Origin of the sequence: Isoptericola sp. BMS4 (genome assembly GCF_011634835.1) — a bacterium.
GTDB lineage: Bacteria > Actinomycetota > Actinomycetes > Actinomycetales > Cellulomonadaceae > Isoptericola.
The window spans coordinates 1,287,469-1,303,940 of sequence record NZ_SIRP01000001.1 but is presented as its reverse complement, the minus strand read 5'-3'; the positions used below and the strand labels follow the sequence as shown (position 1 = coordinate 1,303,940).

Below are 16,472 nucleotides of genomic sequence, written 5' to 3'. Positions count from 1 at the left end.
CGAGGCCGACCCGGTGCTCCTTGAGGTCAGCCTTGCCTAACTTAGGGTCGCCTTATCGGCAATGCAATCGGCGCGTCCGCCATCCGGGACACCGGTCGTGAGAGGCGCGCCACACCCCGGGCGGGCGCGCGGGCTGTGCGGAAACCAGTGACATAGATCACCTGTTCTGCGAAAGTTGGCGCCATGGCCGGCGGGACCCGCCCGCCGCGACCGTCCCCGGGAGGGACCGATGAGCACGATCCTGCGGAGGAGCTGGACGATGGCGACGACGGCGGCACTGGCGGCGGGAGCGGTCGCCGTACCCGCGGCGGCGGAGAGCGCGCCGGACGGTCCGCCGTCCGGCGCCAAGATCACCACGACGCACTGGGACGGCGTCGCCGACCTGCGCGCCGGGGAGTGGGAGAACCTGCGCCCCGGCGCCGGCGGCACCCTCGTCGTGCGCGACGCCGGCGGCCCCACGACCGACTACACCGACCCGTTCGGCGACGGGAGCGCCGTCGCGTACGAGACCGGCACCTGGACGTCGCCCGTCGTCGAGACCGGGTACGCGATCGACGAGTCCGTCACGTCGTGGAACGCCACCACCCCCACGGGCACCTGGGTCGAGGTCGAGTTCCGCGGCCGCCAGGCCGACGGCGCGTGGACGACGTGGTTCGTCATGGGCCGCTGGGCGTCGGGGACCGACTTCGAGCCCGCCGACGGCTCCGTCGGCGACATCCACCGCACGTCCGTCGACGGGCAGAGCGACGACGACGCCTACCTGTTCACCGACACGTTCGTCGCCAAGACCGGCCACGAGCCCGAGGCGTTCCAGACCCGCGTCACGCTGCACCGGCCCGCCGGGTCCGACGCGACGCCGCGGCTCGCCGGGGTGAGCACGATGACGAACGAGTACCTGCCGTCGTCGCGGTACACGGGCACCAGCGACTTCACCCTCGGCCGGCACGTCGAGCTCGACGTCCCCGGCTACTCCCAGCTCGTCCACATCGGCGAGTACCCCGAGTTCGGCGGCGGCGGCCAGGTGTGGTGCTCCCCGACGTCGACCACGATGATCCAGGACTCCTACGGCAAGCGGTACCAGGTACCGGAGTCGGAGCTGACCGACATCGTCGCCCCGAACGGGGACCCGCAGGTCGCCTACGCCGCGATCAACGCGTGGGACTACACGTACGAGGGCGCGGGGAACTGGGCGTTCAACGTCGCGTACGCCCACCGGTTCGGCCTCGAGTCGTTCGTCACCCGCCTGCGCTCCCTCGCCGAGGCCGAGCGGTTCGTCGACGCCGGCATCCCGCTGGTCGTCTCCGTCAACTTCGACGAGTCCGAGATGCCCGAGGCCGGCTACGGCACCGACGGCCACCTGGTGACGATCGTCGGGTTCACCGCCGACGGCGACCCCGTGATCAACGACCCCAACAAGGCCACGAACGACGGCGTGCGCAACGTGTACACGCGCGAGAACTTCGAGCGGGTGTGGCAGACGTCCACCGACGGCCTCGCCTACGTCATCCACCCGCACGACGTGAAGCTGCCCGGCAACGTCGCCGGGGCCACGCCGAACTGGTGAGGGGCGGGGCATCGGTGACGTGACGCAGGAGAGGTCCTTGTCGCGAGGCGCGCCGTCCGCCGCTCGTCCCTCGCGGCTCCCGCCAGGCCCACCAGCCTCGCGACAAGGACCTCTCCTGCGTCACTCCCGGCCGCCGCGGCGTGCGGCGAACCGGCCCGCCGTCAGCGGTGGGTGACGGGACCCGTCGGGGCGGAGGTGAAGGTCGCCGAGGTGTAGCCCTCGGCCGAGACCGTCACCCGCACCGACAGCTCGGCGCCACGGTCGCGGCCGGTCACCCGGTACCGCTCCCCCGTCGCCCCGGCGACGGGCTCGCCGTCGCGGAGCCACTGCACGGCGATCTCGACGTCACCCGACGCCGGCAGGTAGTCGCCCGCCTCGGCGCGCAGGACCCGGCCGAGGTGCGCCTGACCGACGACCCGTGGCCCGGAGACCTCGGCCACGACGGGGTCGTGCAGCGCCAGCTCGTCCGCCATGGCGAACACCTGCTTGTGCGCGTACCAGAGCTGGTAGTACTCCCGCTCGCCGCGCACGTCGGTGCGGTCGCCGGGCCCCGAGCCGTCGAACGTCGTCGCCCGGTAGTAGTCCGTGGACACGTCGGCGTCGGACACCACGTACGTCTGATCGGTGCCGATCGTGTACTCGATCGGCACGACCGCCTGCACCGGGATGCCCGGGTAGGGCTCGTACGCCGCCTCCTCCGGGTAGGCCCGCCCGTAGACGCCGGCCGCCTCGTCGCCGGTCACCGTCACCGTCTGCCCGGTGCTCGGCACGACGACGGGCCGCTCGGCGGGGTTGTGGAGCCACACCAGGGACCCGGCCCACCAGACACCGAGCCAGTCGCCACGGACCTCCTCGACGACGAGCTTGTGCCCCGACGTCACCCGGGCGCTGACGTCGCTCGCGTACGTCGTGCCGTCGGCGCCGCCCGGCTTCCAGCCCGGGTCGCGCGCGTACGGGGCGTCCAGCGACGGCTCCTGGTAGGCCAGGACGAAGTTCGTCCCCGCGCCCTCGACGCACGGCTCCGAGCCAGGCGAGGCCACCTCGCACCCGGTGACCGGGTTCGCGTCGTACCCGGCGACGACCTCGACGACGTCGCCGTCGTGGACGTCCGTCGTCGGGGTCAGACCACCGCCGGCCGGGGCGCCGACCAGCTCCATGTAGTGGTCCCAGTCCCAGTACGGGCCCGGGTCCCAGTGCACGTTCTTCGTGTAGCCGGGCAGGATGCCGGGCACCTGGTCGTGCCCGATGATGTGCGCCCGGTCGACGGGGACGTCGTACTTGTCGGCCAGGTACGCGACGAGCTCGGCCGAGGTCTGGTACATCGCCTCCGTGAACCAGCCGGCGCTGCCGGCCCAGCCCTCGTGCTCCAGGCCGATCGAGTGCATGTTCATGTACCAGTTGCCCGCGTGCCAGCCGACGTCGTCCGCCTCGAGGTGGTTCGCGATGTGCCCGTCGGACGAGCGCAGCGTGTAGTTCCACGCGAGGTACGTCGGGTCGGTGACCAGCCGCACGGTGCCGTCGTACGACGTCTCCGTGTCGTGGATGATGATGTAGTCGATCGACGGCCCGCCCTCGCCCGTGCGGTCCGCCTGGTCGTGGTTGCCGTAGCTCCCCGTGCCGTCCGGCAGGTCGGGGCTGTCCTTCTCGTACGGGGCCGGCATCCACTCGCACCCCAGGTCCGGCGGGCAGTCCGCCTCGGGGTCGCTCGCGGCGCGCGTGGCGGCCCGCGGCGCCGCGACGCCGGGCCGGGCCGCCAGCGCGACGGTCCCGCCGTCGTCGGTGGTACGCCGCTCCCCCTCGCGGAGGGTGGCCCGGACGCGGTCGGCGAAGTCGGTGACGTCGCTCATCCGCGCGACGGCGGCGTCCCAGCGTGCCAGGGGCGCGTCCACGGACCGCCCGGCCGCGGACTGGTGGTCGGCGAGCAGGGCGGCGCCGGCGCACACGTTGGCGCCCGCGTCGGACTTGACCCGTGCCGGGTCCAGCCCGGTCAGCGCGGCGGCGCGGTCGAGCTCCGAGACGCGCTCGCGCGCGCCGCCGCCCTTCCCGGCGCCGTCCGGCACGTCCGGCGCCCGGTCGAGCAGGTTGAACACGCCGTACCCGCCGTCGGTGCTGGGCACCCCGGCGTGCTGGTCCCAGCGGGACTCCATGTAGGACACGGCCTTGAGCAGGTCGGTGGGGACGCCGGTCGCCTCGCTCGCCGCGGCGAACTGCCCCTCGCGGTCGTCGGCCGCCAGGACGGCCTCGCAGGCGACGTCGGCGCCCGTCGCGGGGCCGGTGCCGGCGGGGCTCCCGGCGGCGGCGAGGGCCGGCGCGGCGGCCAGAGGGACGAGGAGGCCGGCCACGGCCAGCCCGGTGGTGCGTCGTCGTACAGATCTCACGGTGAGCGCTCCTTCAGAAGACGGTGCACGTCGTCGTGCACCGACATCGAACCGTGAAATCCACTTTCATGCCAGGGGCATGTGAGAAATTCTTCGCCCTGAGACGAGCGAGGAGGGCCCGCAGGACGGCGAGGAGGAGCGCGCGAAGCGCCTCAGAGACGGACGACGGCCTGGGCGCGGCCCAGCACCTTGACGCCGTCGTGAGTGACCGTGAGGTCCACGCGGACGGTGCCGGCCTCGGCGTCGACCGCGCCGACGGCGGCGCTGACCTCGACGGCGGCCGTGCCCTCGGGGGGCACGGGGACCGGCTTCGTGAACCGCGTCTGGTAGGAGACGACCGCCCCCGGGTCGCCGGCCCAGTCGGCAACCACGCCGACGACCGAACCCATCGTGAGCATCCCGTGGGCGATCACCCCGGGCAGCCCGACCGCGGCGGCGAAGCGCTCGTCCCAGTGGATCGGGTTGAGGTCGCCGCTGGCGCCGGCATAGCGGACGAGGGCGGCACGGTCCAGCTCGATCGTGCGGGTGCCGACGACGTCGCCGACGGCGAGCTCGGCGAGGGCGGGGCGCGCGCTCATCGGGCGTCCTCCCCACGGATCACGAGGCTGGAGGTGACGGTGGCGACGGGCTCCCGGCCGTCGCCCGCGGTCACGGCGGCGACCTCGCAGCGCGTGGTCACCATGGCGATCCCCGCCCGCTCGGTCACCGAGTCCACGTGCAGGACGGTCACGAGCTCGTCGCCGGCGACGATCGGGCGGTGGTGGACGAACTTCTCGTCGGCGTGCACGACGCGCGAGAAGTCGATCCCCGCCTCCGGGTCCTGGACGTACTGCGACTCCGCCCGCTGCGCCACGACGACGGCGAACGTGGGCGGCGCGACGAGGTCCGGATAGCCGACACCCCGCGCCGCCACGAGGTCGTGGTGCGCGGGGTGGGTGGCACCGACGGCCACGGCGAACTCGCGGAGCTTCTCGCGGCCCACGCCGTAGGGCGTGGTCTCCGGGTACTCCCGGCCGGCGAAGTCGGCGTTGGCCATCTCGTCTACGAGCCTCCGGGCTGGGATCGAGCTCGACGCGGGCGTCGGTGCGTGAGAGCGGTCTGCGACCGGGTCGTCAGCGGGTCTCGCGGTGCGCGGTGTGCTTGCCGCAGCGCGGGCAGAACTTCGCCAGCTCGAGCCGGTCGGGGTCGTTCCGACGGTTCTTCTTCGTGATGTAGTTCCGCTCCTTGCAGTCCACGCAGGCGAGCGTGATCTTCGGGCGGACGTCAGCGCTCTTGGCAGCCATGGTGTGTCACCTCTCGCGCCCCCGGAAGGCGCAACGTGCGTCAAGGAACAGGTCGGTCCGACGCCGGCCGTCGAACCGTGATGGTGTCGGTAGCGAGGGCGGGGCTCGAACCCGCGACCTCACGATTATGAGTCGTGCGCTCTGACCAGCTGAGCTACCCCGCCGCGCGTGACAGAACGCGGGACCACCCGCCCGGCATTCCGGTGGGCGGCCCCGCGTCGAATCACAGAGCCCCGAAAGGGAATCGAACCCTTGACCTTCTCCTTACCATGGAGACGCTCTGCCGACTGAGCTATCGGGGCAGCGGGGAAAACTCTACACGGCTTGGTGCGTCACGTGAAATCCGCAGGATCTCGCGCCTCGCGTCACCGTCAGGGCCTTCCCCAGACGTCGGACGAGGTGTCACACGCGGGTGACGCCTCGTCCGTCGCGGTGGCAGGTGAGGGATTCGAACCCCCGAAGGCTGAGCCGTCTGATTTACAGTCAGATCCCTTTGGCCGCTAGGGTAACCTGCCGAGCGAGCTCGCGGACGAACTCGCGGAGACAACCATAGCGGTCTCGGGCCGTGGGTGGAAATCCGCTGGCCGTGGCCCATCTCACGCACGGCCCGCGCCGGGCACCGGCCCACGGGCGCCACCTACAGTGAGGCCGTGACGACCCCCTCGACACCCGACCGCCGGGGGCTTCCGCTCGGCCTGTCGGCGTTCGTCCTCTGGGGCGCCATGCCCCTGTTCTTCTCGCTCCTCGAGCCGGCCGGCCCCGTCGAGATCATCGCCCACCGCGTCGTGTGGTCGCTGGTCTTCCTCCTCGTGCTCCTCGCCGCCACCCGCACGCTGGGGTCGTTGGCCGCCGTGCTGCGCAGCCCCCGGCGGCTGGGCGTCATCGCCGTCGCGTCCGCCCTCATCGTCGTCAACTGGGTCACCTACGTGTACGCGGTGCAGTCCGGCCACGTGCTCGACGCCGCGCTCGGCTACTTCGTCACCCCGCTGCTCACCGCGCTGCTCGGCGTCGTCGTCCTGCGCGAGCGCCTGCGGGCCGCCCAGTGGGTGGCGCTGGGCCTCGGCGCGGCCGCCGTCGTCGTCATCACCGCGGGCTCGTCGGCCGGGACCGGCGGGGTTCCGTGGATCGCCCTCGTGCTGGCCGGCGCGTTCGGGCTGTACTCCCTGGTGAAGAACCGCGTCGGCCGCGACGTCGCGGCCCTGCCGGGCCTGGCCGCCGAGACCGCGGTCGCCACCCCGCTCGCTCTGGGCTACCTCGTCTGGCTCGGCGCCACGGGCGCCGGCACGTTCACCACGGCGGGGGTCGGCCACGCCCTGCTGCTCGCCGCGTCCGGCGTCGTCACCGGCCTGCCGCTGCTGCTGTTCTCCGGGGCCGCTCGCCGGCTGCCGCTGACCGTCGTGGGGATGCTGCAGTACCTCAACCCGGCGCTGCAGCTCCTCGTCGGGCTGCTCGTCTTCGACGAGCACATGCCCCCGGCCCGGTGGGCGGGCTTCGTCCTCGTGTGGGCCGCGCTCGTGCTGCTCACCGTCGACGGCACGCGGCGGGCCCACGCGGTCCGCCTGGCCGCACGCGGTCCGGCACCGGGCGTCACGACCGGCGCATCCCGCCGGCGCTCGCCGACTACGGTAGGAACCGAGAGCCCGACCCACCCCGACCCCGAGGAGCACCAGTGGCCGACTCGTCCTTCGACATCGTGAGCAAGGTCGACCGTCAGGAGGTCGACAACGCCCTCAACCAGGCGGCCAAGGAGATCTCCCAGCGCTACGACTTCCGCGGCGTCGGCGCCTCCATCGCCTGGAGCGGCGAGACCATCGTGATGGTGGCCAACTCCGCCGAGCGCGTGAACGCGATCCTCGACGTCTTCCAGTCCAAGCTCATCAAGCGCGGCGTCTCGCTCAAGGCGATCGACACCGGCGAGGGCGAGCCGCAGGCCTCCGGCAAGGAGTACCGCCTGGCCGCCTCCCTCAAGGAGGGCCTGTCGGGAGAGAACGCCAAGAAGATCACCAAGGTGATCCGCGACGAGGGCCCCAAGGGGGTCAAGACGCAGATCACCGGGGACGAGGTACGCGTGACCAGCAAGTCCCGCGACGACCTGCAGTCCGTCATCGCGACGCTCAAGTCCGCCGACCTGGACGTCGCCCTGCAGTTCGTCAACTACCGGTGACCCTCCCGCGGCTCGTCGCGACCGACCTCGACGGCACGCTGCTGCGCTCGGACGGCACGGTGTCGCCGCGGACGCGGCGCGCGCTGGCGACGGCCGAGACGGCAGGCGTCGAGGTCGTGTTCGTGACCGCCCGCCCGCCGCGCTGGCTCGACACCCTGTCGCACTGCGTCGGCGGGCACGGCCGGGTGATCTGCCTGGGCGGCGCGGCCGTCTGGGACCTCGCCCAGGGCCGGGCGCTCGAGGTGCACGGGTTCGCCGACGACGTCGTCGGTGGCCTGGTCGCCGCCCTGCGGTCCGCCGTGCCCGGCGTCGCGCTGGCGGCCGAGCGCCCCGACGGCCCCGCCTTCGACCCGTGGTTCCCCGACGGCGAGCCGGGGCTGCCCGCCGGGCTGCGCGCCGCGCCGCTCGAGGAGGCCCTGGGCGACGACGGCCCGGTCACCAAGCTGCTCGCCGTCCGCCCGGGGACGCCGGCCGAGGGGTTCGGCGTGGTGCAGCGCGGCCACGTCGTCGACGCCGCGCAGGACGCCTTCTTCGCACGGGTCCGGGACGCCGTCGGCGACCGCGCCCAGCTGCACTTCTCCGGCGCGGCGGGGCTCGCCGAGCTGCTCGCGCCCGGCGTCACGAAGGACGTCGCGCTCGCGCGCTGGTGCGACAGGCTCGGCATCGCCGCCGCCGACGTGTGGGCGTTCGGCGACATGCCCAACGACCTGCCCATGCTGCGCTGGGCCGGTCGCGGGCACGCCGTCGCCAACGCCCACCCGGACGTGCTGGGGTGCGCGGACGCCGTCGTCGGCGGCAACGACGACGACGGCGTGGCGGCCGCGCTCGAGGCCGCGCTCGCCGGGGCGACGGCGCCCGGTCAGTCCTCGTCCGCGGGGTCCGCCCGCTGATCCTCGGCGCGGCGGCGCGCCTCGGCGAGCTCCGCCCGGAGCGCCTCGACCTCGCCCATGAGCAGGGCGACCTGCGCCGGCGTCACCACGCCGCCGACCGGCACCTCTGCCGCTCCCGCGGAGCCCGCGTCAGGTCCGCCGGCGCCCGGGCCGGGGGCCGCGGCGACCCGCTCGACGAGCCAGGAGGACAGCGTCGCGGTCACGACGCCGAGCAGCGCCACGCCGCCCAGCATCATGCCGACGGCGACGACCCGGCCCAGCGGCGTCACGGGCGTGTAGTCGCCGTACCCCACGGTGGCGATCGTGACCATCGCCCACCAGAGCCCCTCGCCGACGTCCGTGATGTTCGCCTCCGGCGAGCGGCGCTCCGCCTGCGTGACGACGAGCGCGCCGACGAGCACCAGCAGCGCCGTGCCCGTCGCGGCGAAGCGCACCACCTTGCCCCGCAGCCGCATCCGGCGGGCCTGGTTGAGGCGGGCCACCACCGAGATCAGCAGCAGCGGCCGCAGCACGGGCACCACGACGACCGCCAGCTCGAGGGGGTGCCGGCGCACGTAGCGCCACGAGTGCGGGGCCAGGAAGACACGCACGACGTAGTCCGCGACGAAGACCGCCCAGGTGAGCGCCAGCACGCCGGCGCACGCGGCCCGGGCCGCTGGGCCGACACCGGGGAAAGCGATCGGCACGCCGTAGGCGACGAGAAAGAGGAGCGCAACCGCGGTGAGCGGCCACTCGGTGGCAGCCTGCCAGCGACGCAGGCGCGTCCCGCCGGGGTCCGCGCCGGGCTTCGCGGCGTCGGACCCTCCGGCCGGCGGGACCGCGGGGGGCATCGAGGACATCGCTGGTCAGCCTGCCAGAAGGCTCATCGCCGCGCTCAGCGACGCGGGGGTGACCCGTCGTCGGCACGGTTCGTGACCGCAGCGTCGTGGTCCGTGACCCGGGCCGCGGCGTCCGCGAGCGCCGCCCGCATCGCCCGCAGCTCCGCGCGCATCTCGGCACGCATCTCCTCGACCTGCCCGCGCGTCGCGTGGTGCTCGGCCTCGGTCGTGGCGTCGACCTGCTCCACGAGCCACGACGCCAGGGTCGCGGTGACGACGCCGAGCAGCGCGATGCCGCCGAGCATCATGCCGACGGCGACGACCCGGCCGACGACGGTGACCGGGTACATGTCGCCGTACCCCACCGTCGACATCGTCACCATCGCCCACCAGAAGCCGTCGCCCAGGTTCGCGATCGACGACCCCGGCGCGCCACGCTCCGCCTGCGTGATGGCGAGCGCGCCCGTCAGCACGAGCAGGGCCGTGCCGGCCGCCGCGAACGTCACCACCTCGCCGCGCAGGTGCCGCGATCCCGCCCGCTTGAGCCGCAGGAGAGCCGAGACGAGCAGGACGAGGCGCAGGGGGCGCAGCAGGGGCAGGGCCAGCACCGCCAGGTCCAGCGGGTGCGTCCACACGAAGTGCCACCGCCGGGAGGTCAGCGCCAGCCGCGCGGCGTAGTCGACCACGAACGCGCCCCAGGTGGCCCACATCATCCAGGCGCAGGCACGGCGCAGCCCCACGGACGCGTCCGGCATCACCACGGGCACGGCGTAGGCGACCAGGAAGAGCGCGGCCACCCCCACGAGCGGCCACTCCACGGCGCGCTCCCAGCGGCGCAGGCGGTGCTCGGGGTCCGGCGCCCCGCCGGCGGACTCCTTCCGGTCACCGGGACGGGCTCGGCCCAGGTCGTCGGGCGCGTCGTCGGGCAGGACGTCGGGCGGGCGCTGCGTCGAGGTCATCGCCAGCCAGGGTAGCCACCCGGCCGGGCGTACCGGTCAGTAGCGGGTGATGCCGCCCTCGCCGAAGCCCGTGCCGCCCGCCATGCCCTCCAGGCGCTTGATCCGCTCGGCCATCGGCGGGTGGGTGGAGAACAGCTTCGCCATGCCCGCGCCGCGGAACGGGTTGGCGAGCATGAGGTGGGAGACGTTCTGCAGCTCGCGGGTCTGCGGCAGCGGCGCCTTCGCCGTCCCCGACTCCAGCTTGCGCAGCGCCGAGGCCAGCGCCATCGGGTCGCCGGTGAGCTTGGCGCCGTCCTCGTCCGCGTCGTACTCACGGGTGCGCGAGATCGCCATCTGGATGAGCATCGCCGCGACGGGCGCCAGGAAGGCCATGGCGAGCGCGGCGAGCGGGTTGCCGCCCTCGCGCCTGTCGCCGCCGCCGAAGAACAGCAGGAACTGCGCCAGGGACGTGATCACGCCGGCCATCGCCGACGCGACCGAGGAGGTGAGGATGTCGCGGTTGTACACGTGCATCAGCTCGTGCCCGAGCACCCCGCGCAGCTCGCGCTCGTCCAGCAGCCGCAGGATCCCCTCGGTGCAGCAGACGGCGGCGTTCTTGGGGTTGCGCCCGGTCGCGAAGGCGTTCGGCGCCTGGGTGGGCGAGATGTACAGCCGCGGCATCGGCTGCCGGGCCGCCGTCGACAGCTCGCGGACGATCCGGTACATCTCCGGCGCCTCGAGCTCGGTCACGGGGTAGGCGTGCATCGCGCGGATGGCGATCTTGTCGGAGTTCCAGTACCCGACGAACGTCATGACGAGGCCGACCGCGGTGAAGAGGAACAGCATGCTCTGGCTGCCGCGGAAGAACAGGGCCCACAGGCCGAGCACGACGGCCCACATGACGCCGAAGAGGACGACCGTCTTGAGGCCGTTGAAGTGGTGATGGCCGCCCATGTGCCCTGCCGTCTCCTTCCGTACCGCCCGCCGGGCAGACGCCGGCGAGTCCTACGCAGGGAACGCTCCGGCCGCCCGACGGGTTCCCGTGCGGGCCCGGCGCGGCGCGAGGCCCCGCCGAGACGGCGCTCACGGAGCGCTGCCTCGGCGGGGCCTCGTGGCGCCTCGCCGCGGGTGCGTCAGGCGCGGCCCTTGGCGATCTCGATCATCTCGTCGCGCGGCACGACCTTGATGCGCTCGCGCCCGTGCGGCTCGCCCAGCGACCGCTCGTGCGCGTCGAGCAGCTCGAACTCGGACCACTCGACGACCTCGACGCCGCGGTCGACGAGGAAGTCGAGCACCGCCTGCGGGTCGCCGTGCGTGGCCGTGCGGCCGCCCGCCGGGTCGCCGGCCGCGACGTCGCCGCCGTCGCCCACGCCGGTGACGTCCTCGACGAGGTGGCGCACCGTCTCCGACGCGTCGGACTTGGTGTGGCCGATGAGGCCCACGGGCCCGCGCTTGATCCACCCCGTGGCGTACACGCCGGGCAGGTGGTCGCCGTCCATGTCGACCACGCGGCCCTCGCGGTTGGAGATGACGCCCTTCAGCTCGTCGAAGGGGATCTCCGCCAGCGGCGAGCCGAAGTAGCCGACGGCCCGGTACACGGCCTGGACGGGCCAGTCGTGGAACTCGCCGGTGCCCTTGACGGTGCCGTCGCCCTGGAGCGCGGTGCGCTCGGTGCGCACGCCGGTGACCTTGCCGTCGTCGCCGGTGATCTCGGACGGCGCGTGCAGGAAGTGCAGGTGGATGCGGCGCGAGGCTTTCTGCGTCGACGGCTCGACGAGCGTCCAGTCCGTGAGGGTCTTGACGACCTGCTTGGTCTGGTTCGACGCCTCGACCGCCTCCATCGACCCCTCGTCGAAGTCGAAGTCCTCGGGGTAGACCACGATGTCGACGTCGGGCACGTGCCCGAGCTCGCGCAGCTCCAGCGGGGAGAACTTCACCTGGGCGGGCCCGCGGCGGGCGAAGACGTGCACGTCGGTGACCAGCGAGGCCTTGAGGATGTCGTAGACGTTCGCCGGGATCTCGGTCGGCAGCAGGTCGTCCGCGTGCTTGGCGAGGATGCGGGCGACGTCGAGCGCGACGTTCCCGGCGCCGAGGACGGCGACCTCCTTGGCGTCCAGCGGCCACGTGCGCGGCACGTCCGGGTGGCCGTCGTACCAGGACACGAAGTCCGCGGCGCCGTAGGAGCCCTCGAGGTCGATGCCCGGCACCGGCAGCGCGGCGTCCCGGATGGCCCCGGTGGAGAAGATCACGGCGTCGTAGAACTGGCGCAGGTCGTCGAGCTTGAGGTCGACGCCGTAGTCCACGTTCGCCAGGAGCCGCACGTCGCCCTTGCTCAGCACCTTGTGCAGGGCGTTGACGATCCCCTTGATGCGCGGGTGGTCGGGCGCGACGCCGTAGCGCACGAGCCCGAACGGCGCGGGGAGGCGTTCGAAGAGGTCGATGCTCACGTCGAGGTCGGTCTTCGACAGGATGTCCGCGGCGTAGATGCCCGCGGGGCCTGCGCCGACGATGGCGACGCGCAGTGGTCGGGTGCTGCTCACGACGAGATGCGCCTTCCGGATCGGGGTGGAGTGCGTGGCATTCGATTCTAGGAGGGATTCCCCTCGCGGCGGTGAGGGTTACCTCACCTTTCAGGGTCCAGCCTGACTCAGGATGACACAACCGTCTCGTCTTGTGAACGGGTCATCTCTCATCGTGAGAGCGGTTGCCTCGGGCTCCTTCCGGCGTCACCGGGCCAGCCGCTCCACGACCCCGCCGAACCACCATGGCGCACGCGCCGCCACCGGCACCACCGCGCGCCGTGCCGGGGAGGTCGCCGCCGCCACCAGCGCCCCGGTGAGCCGGCGGTAGTCGCGCGTGACCCGCCGCCATGCGCTCTCGTAGCCTGCGGGGTCGCCGAGGTGCGCCACCACCGCCCTGGCCTGCGCGAACCCCACCCGCAGCCCCTCGCCGGTCAGGGCATCGACATACCCCGCCGCGTCGCCCACCAGCATGACGCGCCCGGCCGCACGAGCCGCGCTGCGCACGCGCAGCGGGCCGGCGCCGCGCACGGCGCCGCTCGGCTCGGCGCCGTCCAGGCGGTCCGCGAGCTCCGGCAGGGTCGCCAGCTCGGCGTCGAACCGCGTCCCCGCCGGCCCGAGGAGCGCCACCCCCACGGCGTCGGCCGCGACCGGTGTGACGTACGCCTCGACCCGCGGGCCCCAGTGGACCTCCACCAGGTCCGACCACGGCGCGACCCGGTAGTGCCGCCGCAGCCCGAACCGACGCCGCAGTCCTCCGGCGCCGCGGACCGCGCGCGCCTCGAGACCCGCCTCCCGCCGCACCCGCGAGTGCAGGCCGTCGCACCCGAGCAGCCACCGCGCGCGCACGCCGCCCGCCGTCACGGAGCCGTCGTCCTGGCGCACCTCCGCCGCGCGTCCCCTCAGGACCGTCGCGCCCGCTGCGACCGCGGCCGCGTGGAGCTCCGCGTGCAGCGCCGTCCGACGCACGCCGCGCCCCGGCCCCGAGGCGAACCGGTGGTCGACGGCGCGGGCGCCCTGGCGGTAGGAGATGCCGTGCAGCGCCCACCCGGGCGGGTCGACCCCCAGGCGGCGGGCTGCCTCGAGGGTCCCCGGCATCAGGCCCTCGCCGCACGCCTTGTCCACAGGCGCCGGGCGCGGCTCCAGCACGACGACGTCGAGACCCGCCCGCCGTGCCTCGATCGCGGCCGCGAGCCCCACGGGGCCGCCACCGGCCACCAGGACGTCCGTGTCCAGCTCGCGCATCAGGGCCGCTCGCGGCCCGCGGCGCCAGGACGGCTCGCCGTCGGCCCGGCCGCCCGCAGGGCGCGCTCCTCGGCGGGGATCCGGAAGCTCAGCAGCAGCCACGCGTTCAGCACCGTGAACGCGAGCGCCGTGACCCATGCCGTGTGCACCAGCGGCAGCGCGACGCCCTCGACGACGACCGCGACGTAGTTGGGGTGCGGCAGCCACCGGTACGGCCCGCGACGCACCAGCGGCATCCCCGGCACGACGATCACCCGGGTGTTCCACCGCGGCCCGAGGACGGCGATGCACCACCACCGCAGCCCCTGGCTCGCGACCACGAGCACCAGCATCGGCCAGCCGAGCCACGGCAGGAACGGACGGTCGGCCACCAGGACCTCCACGACGCACGCCACGAGCAGCCCGGTGTGCAGCGCCACCATCGCGGGGAAGTGCCCCCGGCCCGACTCGACGCCGCCCCGGGCGAACGACCAGCGGGCGTGCCGGGCCGAGACCACGAGCTCCGCGAGCCGTTCGAACCCGGTGGCGAGCACGAGCAGCCCGTACGCCAGCACGCTCACGGCCCCTCCGCCCCGGCGCCGCGCAGCAGCACCAGCTCCGTCGCCACACCCGGCCCGAACGCCATGAGGACGGCCCACTCCCCCGGCGCCGGCGCGCCGTCGGCGAGCGTCGCGGCCAGCACGTGGAGCACGGACGACGACGACAGGTTCCCCTGGGCGGCGAGTGCCGCCCACGACCGCGCGACGGCGCCGTCGGACAGGCCGAGCGCGTCACGGACGGCGTCGATCACCTTGGGGCCGCCGGCGTGCACGACCCAGGTGCCGACGTCGGCCAGGTCGAGGCCGTGCGGGTCGAGGAGCGCCTTGACGTCGCCCGCGAGGTGCGCCCGCAGCAGCCCCGGCAGCTCGGGCGAGAGCACGATGCCGAACCCGCCGTCGCGCACCTCCCATCCCAGATGTGCCGCCGTCCCCGGGTACAGGCGGCCCCGGGCGTCCACCATCCGCGGTGCCACGGCCCCCGCCGGCCCCGCCACGTCGTCCCCCGCGACGACGACGGCGCTCGCCCCGTCCCCGAACAGCCCGGACGACACGAGGTTCGCCGTCGAGGAGTCGTCGCGCTGGAAGGTCAGGGAGCACAGCTCCACCGACACGAGCAGCGCCACCCGGTCCGGGTGCCCGACGAGGTGCTCGTACAGGTGACCCAGCCCCGCCGCGCCCGCGGCGCACCCCAGCCCGAAGGACGGCACCCGGCGGACGTCGGGCCGCAGGCCCAGCCTGGCGACGAGGTCCGCGTCCAGCGACGGCGCGCCGATCCCGGTGACGGACGTGAAGAACAGCAGGTCGACGTCGTCGGCCGCCACGCCCGCCGCCGCGAGCGCCGACCGGCACGCCCGCTCGGCGAGCGCCGCCGCCTCGCGGGCGAAGTGGGCGTTCGCGTCGCCGAACCCGGACAGCTCGGCGTACCGCTCGAGCGGGAGCGCGAGGTGGCGGGTCCGCACCCCGGCCGCGGCGTGCAGCCGGTGGGCCAGCGCCCGCCGGGGACCCGCCGGGGCGAGCAGAGGCACGACGACGTCGGCGATCCGCTCCTGCGGGTGCGGCTGCCCCGGCAGCGCGGGGGCGACCGCGAGCACGCGCGCCATGCCTGGCATCCTGGCACCACACGTCGGACCCCGCCCCTCGGCGGGCGGCGACCCGGGCGAGTCCGCCGCCAACTCTCCGGCTCTCCGGTCGGCGGAGGACGGCGGGGCCAGGTAGGTTCCGGGCATGTCCGCTGACCCGGCGATGTCGACGGCGGGTGGCCGGGCGCGCGGCCTGGTGGCGGCGACGCACCCGGCCCCGGCGGCCGTCGTCACGTTGTTCGCGCTGGCCCTCGCGCTGCGGGTCTCCCCGACGACGGGCACGGCCGTGCTGGTCACCACCGCCGTCGGCGCCGGGCAGCTGTCCGTCGGGTGGAGCAACGACTGGCTCGACGCGGCGCGCGACCGGCGCGTCGGGCGCGCCGACAAGCCGACCGTCACGGGCGCGGTCGCCCCGGGGACGCTGCGGGCCGCGGCGCTCGGCGCGCTCGGCGCGTGCGCTGTCCTGTCCCTGGCGACGGGCCTCCTGCCCGGCCTGCTGCACCTGGCGGCGGTGGCCGGAGCATGGGCGTACAACGCGGGGCTGAAGGCGACGGCGTGGTCGTGGCTGCCCTACGCGGTGAGCTTCGGGCTGCTGCCGGCGTTCGTCCTCACCGCGGCGGGCGCCACCGTCCCGCCGTGGGTCGTGGCGGCCGCCGCCCTGCTCGGGGTGGGCGCGCACGTGGCGAACGTGCTGCCCGACCTCGAGGACGACCGCGCCACCGGGGTGCGCGGGCTGCCGCACCGCCTCGGTCGGCGCGCTTCGATCGTGCTGGCGCCGGTCATGCTGGCCGCGGGGTGCATGGTGGCGCTGCTCGGGCCGACCGGGCCGCCCGGGGCCGGGGCCGGCGCGCTCGCCGCAGCGGCCGGCGCGCTCGCGGTGGGCGCCGGCGCCGCCGGGGTCCTGCGCCCCGCGTCCCGCGCACCCTTCGCCCTGAGCATGGCCGTGGCCGCCGCGTGCGTCGTGCAGGTCGTCGCCGCCGTTCCCCCGAGCGGCTGAGCGCCATCCGGGCGCTGTCCTCGCCACGACACCGGGCGGTCCGGCTCCGAGGGCGCGA

16 protein-coding genes and 3 tRNA genes are annotated in these 16,472 nt (G+C 74.4%); 5 read left to right on the top strand and 14 right to left on the bottom strand.

The window, feature by feature from the left end; genetic code table 11:
- Positions 1-229: 229 nt before the first annotated feature.
- The gene (locus EYB28_RS05750) at positions 230-1,564 is read left to right on the top strand and encodes a C39 family peptidase (protein ID WP_240930408.1); all 1,335 of its coding nucleotides are present in this window, start codon (positions 230-232) and stop codon (positions 1,562-1,564) included.
- Between the two features lie 161 nt (positions 1,565-1,725).
- On the opposite strand, the gene EYB28_RS05745 is transcribed toward EYB28_RS05750, so the two are convergent.
- The 7 genes from EYB28_RS05745 to EYB28_RS05715 all read right to left on the bottom strand — a co-directional run bounded on the left by EYB28_RS05745 (position 1,726) and on the right by EYB28_RS05715 (position 5,740).
- Positions 1,726-3,942: an N-acetylmuramoyl-L-alanine amidase gene (locus EYB28_RS05745; protein ID WP_166845596.1), complete on the bottom strand. Its 2,217-nt coding sequence runs from the start codon at positions 3,940-3,942 to the stop codon at positions 1,726-1,728.
- Between the two features lie 152 nt (positions 3,943-4,094).
- On the bottom strand, positions 4,095-4,520 hold the full coding sequence (locus EYB28_RS05740; RefSeq protein WP_166845594.1) for a MaoC family dehydratase: 426 nt from the start codon (positions 4,518-4,520) through the stop codon (positions 4,095-4,097).
- Entirely contained in the window at positions 4,517-4,978 is a 462-nt protein-coding gene (locus EYB28_RS05735) for a MaoC family dehydratase N-terminal domain-containing protein (RefSeq protein WP_166845592.1), read from the bottom strand. The genes EYB28_RS05740 and EYB28_RS05735 overlap by 4 nt, the downstream gene beginning before the upstream one ends.
- Before the next feature lie 76 nt (positions 4,979-5,054).
- The gene (gene rpmG / locus EYB28_RS05730; protein ID WP_012877381.1) at positions 5,055-5,225 is read right to left on the bottom strand and encodes a 50S ribosomal protein L33; all 171 of its coding nucleotides are present in this window, start codon (positions 5,223-5,225) and stop codon (positions 5,055-5,057) included.
- 90 nt (positions 5,226-5,315) lie between these two features.
- Positions 5,316-5,389 (bottom strand) — tRNA-Met (locus EYB28_RS05725).
- Between the two features lie 65 nt (positions 5,390-5,454).
- Positions 5,455-5,527, bottom strand: a tRNA-Thr gene (locus tag EYB28_RS05720).
- 131 nt (positions 5,528-5,658) lie between these two features.
- Positions 5,659-5,740: transfer RNA gene (locus tag EYB28_RS05715), tRNA-Tyr, on the bottom strand.
- Between the two features lie 135 nt (positions 5,741-5,875).
- On the opposite strand from EYB28_RS05715, the gene rarD reads away from it, so the two are divergent.
- Genes rarD through EYB28_RS05700 form a run of 3 tightly spaced genes read left to right on the top strand, consistent with a single transcriptional unit; the run spans position 5,876 to position 8,279 of the window.
- Complete coding sequence (gene rarD / locus EYB28_RS05710; RefSeq protein WP_240930407.1) at positions 5,876-6,922, top strand: EamA family transporter RarD; 1,047 nt, start codon at positions 5,876-5,878, stop codon at positions 6,920-6,922.
- A complete protein-coding gene (locus tag EYB28_RS05705) occupies positions 6,895-7,389 on the top strand; it encodes a YajQ family cyclic di-GMP-binding protein (protein WP_166845590.1) in 495 nt (164 codons plus the stop codon). The genes rarD and EYB28_RS05705 overlap by 28 nt, the downstream gene beginning before the upstream one ends.
- Complete coding sequence (locus EYB28_RS05700) at positions 7,386-8,279, top strand: HAD family hydrolase (protein WP_166845588.1); 894 nt, start codon at positions 7,386-7,388, stop codon at positions 8,277-8,279. Before EYB28_RS05705 ends, EYB28_RS05700 begins: the two co-directional genes overlap by 4 nt.
- Here EYB28_RS05700 and EYB28_RS05695 read toward each other — a convergent pair.
- The 7 genes from EYB28_RS05695 to EYB28_RS05665 form a co-directional block, all read right to left on the bottom strand.
- Positions 8,249-9,118 (bottom strand): potassium channel family protein, encoded by an 870-nt coding sequence (locus tag EYB28_RS05695; protein WP_240930406.1) that lies wholly within the window; start codon positions 9,116-9,118, stop codon positions 8,249-8,251. The two genes, EYB28_RS05700 and EYB28_RS05695, sit on opposite strands and share 31 nt — an antisense overlap.
- A gap of 35 nt (positions 9,119-9,153) precedes the next feature.
- Positions 9,154-10,056: a potassium channel family protein gene (locus EYB28_RS05690; protein WP_166845586.1), complete on the bottom strand. Its 903-nt coding sequence runs from the start codon at positions 10,054-10,056 to the stop codon at positions 9,154-9,156.
- Positions 10,057-10,092: 36 nt separating this feature from the next.
- On the bottom strand, positions 10,093-10,989 hold the full coding sequence (htpX, locus tag EYB28_RS05685) for a zinc metalloprotease HtpX (protein WP_166845584.1): 897 nt from the start codon (positions 10,987-10,989) through the stop codon (positions 10,093-10,095).
- 179 nt (positions 10,990-11,168) lie between these two features.
- Positions 11,169-12,575 (bottom strand): FAD-dependent oxidoreductase, encoded by a 1,407-nt coding sequence (locus EYB28_RS05680; protein WP_166845582.1) that lies wholly within the window; start codon positions 12,573-12,575, stop codon positions 11,169-11,171.
- A 186-nt stretch (positions 12,576-12,761) separates the two neighbouring features.
- Positions 12,762-13,799, bottom strand: coding sequence for an NAD(P)/FAD-dependent oxidoreductase (locus EYB28_RS05675; RefSeq protein WP_205710850.1), 1,038 nt, complete (start codon positions 13,797-13,799; stop codon positions 12,762-12,764).
- A complete protein-coding gene (locus tag EYB28_RS05670) occupies positions 13,799-14,359 on the bottom strand; it encodes an isoprenylcysteine carboxyl methyltransferase family protein (protein ID WP_205710849.1) in 561 nt (186 codons plus the stop codon). The genes EYB28_RS05675 and EYB28_RS05670 overlap by 1 nt, the downstream gene beginning before the upstream one ends.
- Positions 14,356-15,438, bottom strand: a complete 1,083-nt coding sequence (locus EYB28_RS05665; protein ID WP_166845580.1) for a type III polyketide synthase — start codon at positions 15,436-15,438, stop codon at positions 14,356-14,358. Before EYB28_RS05665 ends, EYB28_RS05670 begins: the two co-directional genes overlap by 4 nt.
- 124 nt (positions 15,439-15,562) lie before the next feature.
- Here EYB28_RS05665 and EYB28_RS05660 point away from each other — a divergent pair, with 124 nt between their 5' ends.
- Entirely contained in the window at positions 15,563-16,414 is an 852-nt protein-coding gene (locus tag EYB28_RS05660; protein ID WP_240930405.1) for a UbiA family prenyltransferase, read from the top strand.
- The last annotated feature ends 58 nt before the right edge of the window (positions 16,415-16,472 follow it).

Excerpts from the sequence above, each read along its gene's own strand:
- EYB28_RS05675 (WP_205710850.1), bottom strand. The coding sequence starts at position 13,799 with ATGCGCGAGCTGGACACGGACGTCCTGGTGGCCGGTGGCGGCCCCGTG.
- EYB28_RS05690 (WP_166845586.1), bottom strand. The coding sequence starts at position 10,056 with ATGACCTCGACGCAGCGCCCGCCCGACGTCCTGCCCGACGACGCGCCC.
- rpmG (WP_012877381.1), bottom strand. The coding sequence starts at position 5,225 with ATGGCTGCCAAGAGCGCTGACGTCCGCCCGAAGATCACGCTCGCCTGC.
- EYB28_RS05695 (WP_240930406.1), bottom strand. The coding sequence starts at position 9,118 with ATGTCCTCGATGCCCCCCGCGGTCCCGCCGGCCGGAGGGTCCGACGCC.
- EYB28_RS05735 (WP_166845592.1), bottom strand. The coding sequence starts at position 4,978 with ATGGCCAACGCCGACTTCGCCGGCCGGGAGTACCCGGAGACCACGCCC.
- EYB28_RS05660 (WP_240930405.1), top strand. The coding sequence starts at position 15,563 with ATGTCCGCTGACCCGGCGATGTCGACGGCGGGTGGCCGGGCGCGCGGC.
- EYB28_RS05750 (WP_240930408.1), top strand. The coding sequence starts at position 230 with ATGAGCACGATCCTGCGGAGGAGCTGGACGATGGCGACGACGGCGGCA.
- htpX (WP_166845584.1), bottom strand. The coding sequence starts at position 10,989 with ATGGGCGGCCATCACCACTTCAACGGCCTCAAGACGGTCGTCCTCTTC.
- EYB28_RS05665 (WP_166845580.1), bottom strand. The coding sequence starts at position 15,438 with ATGGCGCGCGTGCTCGCGGTCGCCCCCGCGCTGCCGGGGCAGCCGCAC.
- EYB28_RS05740 (WP_166845594.1), bottom strand. The coding sequence starts at position 4,520 with ATGAGCGCGCGCCCCGCCCTCGCCGAGCTCGCCGTCGGCGACGTCGTC.